The sequence below is a fragment of the Candidatus Frankia nodulisporulans genome (assembly GCF_902806475.1).
Taxonomy (GTDB): Bacteria; Actinomycetota; Actinomycetes; order Frankiales; family Frankiaceae; genus Frankia; species Frankia umida.
The window spans coordinates 1-894 of record NZ_CADCWS010000507.1; the positions used below are offsets into that span (position 1 = coordinate 1).

General features: G+C 79.4%; 1 pseudogene. It reads left to right on the plus strand.

The annotated features are described in order from the left end of the window. Positions 1–95: 95 nt before the first annotated feature. Positions 96–894, plus strand: a pseudogene (locus tag G6R24_RS21165) (hypothetical protein); the annotation flags it as partial.

Genomic DNA, 894 nt, shown 5'->3' on the forward strand with positions numbered 1-894 from the left:
GCCCTGGGCTAGGCGCGCGCAACGTCCTGGCAAATCCGTGGTACACCGGTGGGACGAAGATATGCGTGCAGCGGCTCGGGATCGGAGGTCGTCTGGTGACGGACGGTGCGCGACGGGCCGGCTGGGAGGAGGATCAGCGCCCGCCTCCCCACCCTCGCTCCAGTGGCGACGGCGCGCAGGGACGATCCCGTTCCCAGGGGCGGCCCGGCCAGTACGGCCCGACGGACACGGGTTACGGCCCGACCGACGCGGGCTACGGTCCTTCCCGGCCCGGCTATCCGGCTGATTCCGGTCAACCATCCCAGCCCGGCTATCCGCCGCGACCCGGTTATCCGGAGTCCGCCCGTGGCGCCGGCCCGCCTGGCGACGACGGCTACGGCCCGCCCGGCGCCCTGTACGGCCGCGGCCGCGGGCCCAACGGCTCCGGCCGCCCCGGGCCGGCCGCGCCCACCGCCTATCTGCCCGGCCCGGCCGCCGCGCCCGGATCCGCCGCTCCGGGGTCGCCCCCGCCCGGGTACGCGCCGGCGGGGCCACCCGCCTCGGTACCGTCCGCCCCGCCTGGTGCCCCGCCGGCGCCCGGCACGACGTCGATGCGTCGAGCCCTGGTTCCGCCCGTGGGTGGGCGGCACAGCGGAGCCACCGGCGGCCGCGCGGCCCGCGCCGCCGCCCGAGCCGCGGCGCGCGGCGGCGGCGATCCCACGCGCGCGGACGCGGGAGCGCCGCCCGCCGCAGGGGAGCCCGGCCCTCCCGAGCGGCGCTTCGGGAGTTCCCCGGACGCGGCCGCCACCGGTCTGCTGCCCCGGTCCACCGACGGGCAGCGCCGCCGTGGCAACCCCGACCCACGTGCCGGTTCGGACCCGCGTGCTCGGCTGGACCCTCGGGACCGTTCGGACC